We start from the raw sequence: 6002 nt of genomic DNA on the forward strand, positions 1-6002 counted from the left end.
GATCGGCACCGAGCATTCGCCCATGCCGCGGTCCGGCCACTGCGCCACGACCCGGAGGTCACCGTCCGAAGGCAGCGGCCACACCCAGAATTTGGCGGAGCAGCTCGCCTCCTCGTCGCTGCCCGCGCCGCCTCCACCCCCGGCCGGCATGAGGACCGGCCCGTCGGGCGCGGTCTCCTCGGGACCCCAGGGGCGCATGCCGTCCACCGTGGCCTTCTGGCCGTCCGGATAGCCGACGCCGAAGCGGAGCCCGCCGCCGTCGCCCGCGGCACCGCGGCGGAAACCGGGCCGGTTGAAGCACTGCTCGGTCACCGCGGCCCATTCCGCGTCGGTCTCGCCCCCGCGTCGGACCGTCCAGACCAGCTCGATCACGCACCCGGTGGTGAACACCTCAGCACTCTTCACAGCCATCACCAGCCGCGGGGTGCGCTGGAGGAACCGGCCCACGGAGACGACGGCGGGCAGCTCATCCGACGGCGGCGCAGCCCAGACAGGAGGAACGTGTCTGGGCATCCGCGGCCGCTGCGGTGGGGTCGGCACCCCGTCGAAGAAGTTCATGCCCTCATCCTCGCACTGCGGTCAAGGACGCCGGCCGGGTCCGGGCCCCCTGTGTCCGAAGGCCAGTCCGTGTGCGCGTCCCGCCCGGGAAGGATCAACCGAATGGTTGACCGGCGGACCAACCATTCGTCCAGCCGGTATCAACCGCCTGCACCATGGCGCCGGAGCCGGCCGGCGGGAGAGTTGATGGAGGAGCTTTTCGGCCCCCGCACAACCCACTGAAAGAAGAACGACCGTGTTTCTTGCTATCCGCGATATCCGCTTTGCCAAGGGCAGGTTCGCCCTGATGGGCGGCGTCGTTGCCCTGATCACCCTGCTGCTGGTCTTGCTCTCGGGGCTGACGGCGGGCCTGGGTGATCAATCAACCTCCGCCATCGGCAAACTCGGCACCGTCAACAGCAGTGGAGTCCCGTCGAAGGCCGTGGACAGCGTCGTCTTCGGCGCGCCCGGGCTGAACGAGCCCAAGGCTTCCTACACCGAAAGCGAAGTCACCGCCGCGCAGGTCGATAGCTGGAAGAACCGGGCCGGGGTGCAAGATGCAGAAGCCGTCGGCATCAGCCAGACCCGCTTCCAGGCCGTGGCCGAAGACAGCGGAGCCGGTACCGGCACCACCAACGTCGCCGTCTTCGGCGTCGCACCCGAAGGCCATCTGGCCCCTTCCCGCGTCAGCGCCGACACTGTCGTGATAGGCAAGACGGTGGCCAAAGCCCTTTCCCTGGCCGCCGGTGACAAAGCCAACGTCGGGGGCGCCGAGCTAACTGTCAGCGCCGTGGTCGAGGACCAGTGGTACTCCCACACCAGCGTGGTCTGGACAGCGCTTCCGACTTGGTCCAAGCTGGCGCACCTGAGCGACCCGGGACAGCTCGGAACCGTCGCCGCCGTCACGTACAAGGCAGGCGTCGCCGTCGACGAGACGGCCGCCAACACCGCAGCCCACACCGTCAGCGCATCCCGCACGGGTTCCTTCCAGGCCCTGGGATCCTACAAGAGTGAGAACGGCTCCCTGACCCTGATGCAGGCCTTCCTCTACGGCATCTCCGCCCTTGTCATCGTGGCCTTCCTGACGGTCTGGACCGTGCAGCGGACCCGCGACATCGCGGTTCTCAAAGCCATGGGTGCGTCCGGCGGGTACGTCCTGCGTGATGCCATCACGCAGGCAGCCATCGTCCTGCTCGCCGGCGCCGGACTCGGCGGCGGGATCGGCATCCTCGGCGGATTCTTCGCGGCAAAGGCATCCCCCTTCCTGGTCACTCCCGCGACGACGTTGCTGCCCATCTTCGGAATCATCGCCCTCGGCCTGGCCGGCGCGGCGCTGGCAGTGCGCCGGGTCACCAAGGTCGACGCCCTCATCGCCCTCGGCGGCAACTAAAACCCCTTCCGGCCAGCAGCGCCCCGCCCGAACACCTCCACAAAAGGAAGTACCACCATGTCCTCTGCCCCTCGTCCCTTGAACGTCGTCAACGCCAGCACCAGCCCCAGCCCCCTGAACCTCGTCAACATCACCCTCGAATACCCGGACGGCGACGGGACCATCAAGGCCTTGGATGCCGTGAACCTCACGGTCCAGGCAGGCCAGATGATCTCCCTCGTGGGCCCGTCCGGATCCGGCAAGTCCAGCCTCCTGGCCGCCGCCGCCACCTTGGTCCGCCCTACCCATGGCCTGGTGCTCATCGACGGCACCGACGCCACCGGGCTCGGCGACAAGGACCTCACCGCACTGCGGCGGGAGAAGATCGGCATCATCTTCCAGCAGCCTAATCTCCTCGCGTCCCTCACCGCCGCGGAACAACTCGTGATCGGTGACCATCTGCGCGGAAGGTCAGTCAAAGCAGCCCGCGCCAAAGCCGCGGAACTGCTCGACGTCGTCGGGCTCGCCTCCAGCGCGGACAAGCGGCCGCACCAGCTCTCCGGGGGGCAGCGCCAGCGCGTCAACATCGCCAGGGCGCTGATGGGCGACCCCAAGGTCCTGCTCGTCGACGAGCCCACGGCGGCCCTGGACCACGAACGCAGCGACTCCATCGTCCGGCTCCTGCGCCGCGTCACCGACGAATTCATGGTCGCCACCGTCATGGTCACCCACGACACCGAATTCGTCCCGCTGACCGACTCCGTGGCCACCATGCGCGACGGCCGGCTCACCACCCCCGTGCTCACCCTGGCCTAACGGCCGCCGCTGCTCCCCGAAGAATCACGCCACTACACCATCAGCAAAGGATCACCCCATGAAGAAGCTCTACTGTGYCAGCCTTGCGTACCTGATCGCCGGGCTGGCCTCCGGCCTGTTCTATCGCGAATACACCAGGGCCAACGATTTCACCGGGGCCAGCCAACTTTCTGTGGTCCACACCCACCTTCTGGCCCTGGGCATGCTCTTCTTCCTTGCCGTCCTGGCACTGGACAATATCTTCCGCCTGTCCGGCTCGCGCGTCTTCAACGCGTTCTTCTGGACCTACAACGCCGGACTGGTCGTCACGACGGCGATGATGGTCCTCAGCGGCGTCTTTGCCGTGCAGGGCATCGCGCAGTCGGCGGCGATGGCAGGCATCGCCGGCCTCGGGCACATCGGCCTCACGGCCGGACTGGTCCTGCTTTTCATCGCCCTGGGCAAGCGCGTCTCCGGCAAAGAAGTATCCGAAGCGGCATTCAGCACCGCCGGCTGACCCCGCGGCGACCCGCGGAAGTGAGACCAACGCCCGGCTTAGTCGCCGGCCCCGGCCAGGGCAATGACCATCCGCTCCATCCGGGCGACGCCGGCGAAGCGGCCGGCGTTGTCCGTCACCAGGAGTGACTCGAACCGTTGGCCCCGGGCCCTGGTCATTGCACGGGCCAGGGCCTGGCTCAACGGCGTATCGAGATTCACGCGCATTCCCGGGCTGACCACGCCCAGTGCGGACGCCCCGGCGTCCAGAACTGCCACCGGCCGGAGGTGCTCGCCGATCAGGACGACGGCCTCCAGCGCGGGGTTGGCGGCGAAGGCTTCGGCCGCCTGCGTGACACTCGCCGCCGTCGTCGCCGGTTCGACGACGTCGCGGATGACAGTTTTGCGGTCTGCCGGGCGGGTGCTGGCCAGTCGGTGCGCCAGGTCAAGGTCGATGCCGGCCCATGGCGGAGCGGGCCGGGCCAGGTAGTAGCCCTGCACGAGAGGGACGCCCAGTGACACCAGTGCGTCCAGTTCCTCGGACCGTTCCACGCCCTCCGCCAGGATCCACGCATCGACCTGGCTGGCGAACGCACCGAGCATCCCGATCAGGGCCCGCTTCGCCTCATCCCGGTCGACGTCCTGGATCAGGGCGCGGTCGATTTTGATCAGGGAAGGCCGCAGGGCCAGCAGGTGCCGCAGCCCCGCGTAACCAGCGCCGGCGTCGTCGACGGCGATCAGGGCGCCGGCGGCGCGCAGCTGGTTGAGGTCCGGCTCCAGCTCCACATACGACTCAATGGGGGTCTGCTCGGTGAGCTCGACAATGAGCCCGCCCAGTTTGCCCTGGTCGCGCCATACGCCGCGGATGCTCTCCGAGGTCAGCAATTCCGGGGAGACATTAAGGGTCAGGAAGCAGTTGGCCGGCAGCGCATCCCGTGCCGTCAGTGCCTGACGCAGCGCCGCGGACTCGAGCTCTGCGGCTTTTCCGTGCTGGCGCGCAGCAGCGAACCAGATCTCCGGGTTCTTTTCGGCGTAGCCGGGAAACCGCGCCAGCGCCTCGTAGCCCACCACCGTGCCCCGAGAGGTATCCACGATGGGCTGATAGGCAGCCGCCAGTCCCTCGCCGCGGCAGGCCGAAGCCAGCAGGCTCTCCCAGTCCGGGGCCGCGGACCCGCCGGCCCCGGCGCCTGGGATGTCGGCCGCCGGAATCAACTAGCCGCGTGGATCGCTTTGCGGACCGACCCGACGAGTTCAGCGGGCAGTTCGGTCAGGCCGTGCACCGACGCCGCGTGGGCACCGACTTTGACCAGAATTTCGTCCTCGGTGCTGCAGACCCAGCGGGCTTCACAACCGGGAACAACGTCACCACATGCAAACGACTTCATTACAGCTCCTCAGGCTCAACGATCGACGCGCTTTACCCTACTCTCCAGTAGCGCAGTATCGGCCGATTCCGCGCCCCGGGTGTCGCAGGGCAAGCCGGGCGTGGCGGATCCCGGAAGCGGCCGGACGGCGTAGGGTGCCGGCATGGACATTATTCTGGTTCCCGGATTCTGGCTGGACGCGTCCTCATGGTCGGAGGTTACGCCGCCGCTGGTTGCCGCGGGGCACCGTGTGCACCCCCTGACGCTGCCTGGGCTGGAATCGGCGGATGCTCCGCGCGCCGGCATCGGTCTGCGGACCCACATCGACGCCGTCGTGGCCGCCGTGGACAGCTTCGACACTCCAGTGGTTCTGGTCGGCCACTCCGGAGGCGGCGCCATCATCCACGGCGCCGCCGATGCGCGCCCGGACCGCGTGGCCCGGGCCATCTACGTGGACAGCGGCCCCTTGGGGGAAGGCGGGGTCATCAATGACGAACTGCCGGCCGACGGCGACAATTTGGCGTTGCCGCCCTGGGAATTTTTCGATGACAAGGATCTGGTTGGCCTGAACGAGGACCTGCGGGCCGCGTTTAGGGCACGTGCCATTCCGGAACCCAAAGGCGTCGCCTATGACCAGCAGCGGCTCGGTGATGAACGCCGCTACGACGTCCCGGCCACCGTGATCGCCTGCGAATTTCCGACGTCGCTGTTGCGTGAATGGATTGCGGCGGGTCACCCGTTCGTGGCCGAATTGGCACGGGTCCGCGACGTCGAGTACGTGGACTTGCCCACCGGCCACTGGCCGCAGTTCACCAGGCCCGCCGACCTCGGCGCGGCCATCCTGGCCGCCGTGGACCGAACGTCGATTGCTCCGTAACGGCCGTTTTCACGCCTCAAAAGGGCGCTTACGGAGCAGTGGCGGGGTCATAGGACAAAAAGAAAAGTCTCCGGAACCTATTGGTTCCGGAGACTTTTCAAGGGTGGCAGATGAGGGATTCGAACCCCCGTAGGCGTTGCCAGCTGATTTACAGTCAGCCCCCTTTGGCCGCTCGGGTAATCTGCCGAACTTCGAAAGAAGATCACTCGCGGCTTCCATGTTCGGAACGGCTGTTTCCAGTCCGTTCCGCTTCCAGCAACCGCGGGCAAGACAACTTTACAGAACTTCCGCCGAAGAATCGAATCGGCGCCAGATGGCCCCGGGAGGCCCGGAAACTCAGGCTTCTCCGCGGATCCGGTCCGCCAGTTTCGCCTCGAACTTGGCCGCCTGCTCCGGCGTGACCTGATTCAGTTGCACCGCCCGGGCCAGGTCCGCCTGCACCCCGCCGAGCCGGATCGAGGCCTCGGCGGCAGGACTCAGGATGATGGAGGCCGCCAAGGCAGCCGCCGCCACCGACGTCGCGGCGGCTGCAGTGGAACGGGTGACGTAACGGACGGCCTTGCGG

Annotated in this window: 8 protein-coding genes and 1 tRNA gene; 4 read left to right on the plus strand and 5 right to left on the minus strand. The window is 67.5% G+C overall.

Annotated features, from left to right (window positions below):
* A partial coding sequence (locus AB4Y86_RS09915) for a hypothetical protein (RefSeq protein WP_441402073.1) occupies positions 1 to 558 on the minus strand: 558 nt, incomplete at its 3' end.
* Positions 559 to 793: 235 nt separating this feature from the next.
* Between AB4Y86_RS09915 and AB4Y86_RS09920 the strand changes: the two genes are divergently transcribed.
* From AB4Y86_RS09920 to AB4Y86_RS09930, 3 genes are read left to right on the plus strand one after another with little or no spacing between them, the layout of a single operon-like run.
* Positions 794 to 1927 (plus strand): ABC transporter permease, encoded by a 1134-nt coding sequence (locus AB4Y86_RS09920; protein WP_441402074.1) that lies wholly within the window; start codon positions 794 to 796, stop codon positions 1925 to 1927.
* A gap of 57 nt (positions 1928 to 1984) precedes the next feature.
* A complete protein-coding gene (locus AB4Y86_RS09925; RefSeq protein ID WP_441402075.1) occupies positions 1985 to 2722 on the plus strand; it encodes an ABC transporter ATP-binding protein in 738 nt (245 codons plus the stop codon).
* Between the two features lie 58 nt (positions 2723 to 2780).
* Entirely contained in the window at positions 2781 to 3218 is a 438-nt protein-coding gene (locus tag AB4Y86_RS09930; protein ID WP_441402076.1) for a DUF2871 domain-containing protein, read from the plus strand.
* Positions 3219 to 3256: 38 nt separating this feature from the next.
* On the opposite strand, the gene AB4Y86_RS09935 is transcribed toward AB4Y86_RS09930, so the two are convergent.
* Both AB4Y86_RS09935 and AB4Y86_RS09940 read right to left on the minus strand, forming a co-directional pair.
* A complete protein-coding gene (locus tag AB4Y86_RS09935; RefSeq protein WP_441402077.1) occupies positions 3257 to 4408 on the minus strand; it encodes an EAL domain-containing protein in 1152 nt (383 codons plus the stop codon).
* Positions 4405 to 4581, minus strand: a complete 177-nt coding sequence (locus AB4Y86_RS09940; protein WP_441402078.1) for a DUF1059 domain-containing protein — start codon at positions 4579 to 4581, stop codon at positions 4405 to 4407. The genes AB4Y86_RS09935 and AB4Y86_RS09940 overlap by 4 nt, the downstream gene beginning before the upstream one ends.
* A gap of 142 nt (positions 4582 to 4723) precedes the next feature.
* Here AB4Y86_RS09940 and AB4Y86_RS09945 point away from each other — a divergent pair, with 142 nt between their 5' ends.
* Positions 4724 to 5437, plus strand: coding sequence for an alpha/beta fold hydrolase (locus AB4Y86_RS09945; protein WP_441402079.1), 714 nt, complete (start codon positions 4724 to 4726; stop codon positions 5435 to 5437).
* 104 nt (positions 5438 to 5541) lie between these two features.
* Here the strand turns inward: AB4Y86_RS09945 and AB4Y86_RS09950 are convergent.
* Both AB4Y86_RS09950 and AB4Y86_RS09955 read right to left on the minus strand, forming a co-directional pair.
* Positions 5542 to 5623, minus strand: a tRNA-Tyr gene (locus tag AB4Y86_RS09950).
* Between the two features lie 150 nt (positions 5624 to 5773).
* A partial coding sequence (locus AB4Y86_RS09955; RefSeq protein WP_441402080.1) for a hypothetical protein occupies positions 5774 to 6002 on the minus strand: 229 nt, incomplete at its 5' end.

It is taken from the genome of Arthrobacter sp. 2YAF22_2 (assembly GCF_052114645.1).
In the GTDB taxonomy this organism is placed as follows: Bacteria; Actinomycetota; Actinomycetes; order Actinomycetales; family Micrococcaceae; genus Arthrobacter.

Coding starts and splice junctions, on each gene's coding strand:
- AB4Y86_RS09925 (WP_441402075.1), top strand. CDS start 1,985: ATGTCCTCTGCCCCTCGTCCCTTGAACGTCGTCAACGCCAGCACCAGC.
- AB4Y86_RS09940 (WP_441402078.1), bottom strand. CDS start 4,581: ATGAAGTCGTTTGCATGTGGTGACGTTGTTCCCGGTTGTGAAGCCCGC.
- AB4Y86_RS09945 (WP_441402079.1), top strand. CDS start 4,724: ATGGACATTATTCTGGTTCCCGGATTCTGGCTGGACGCGTCCTCATGG.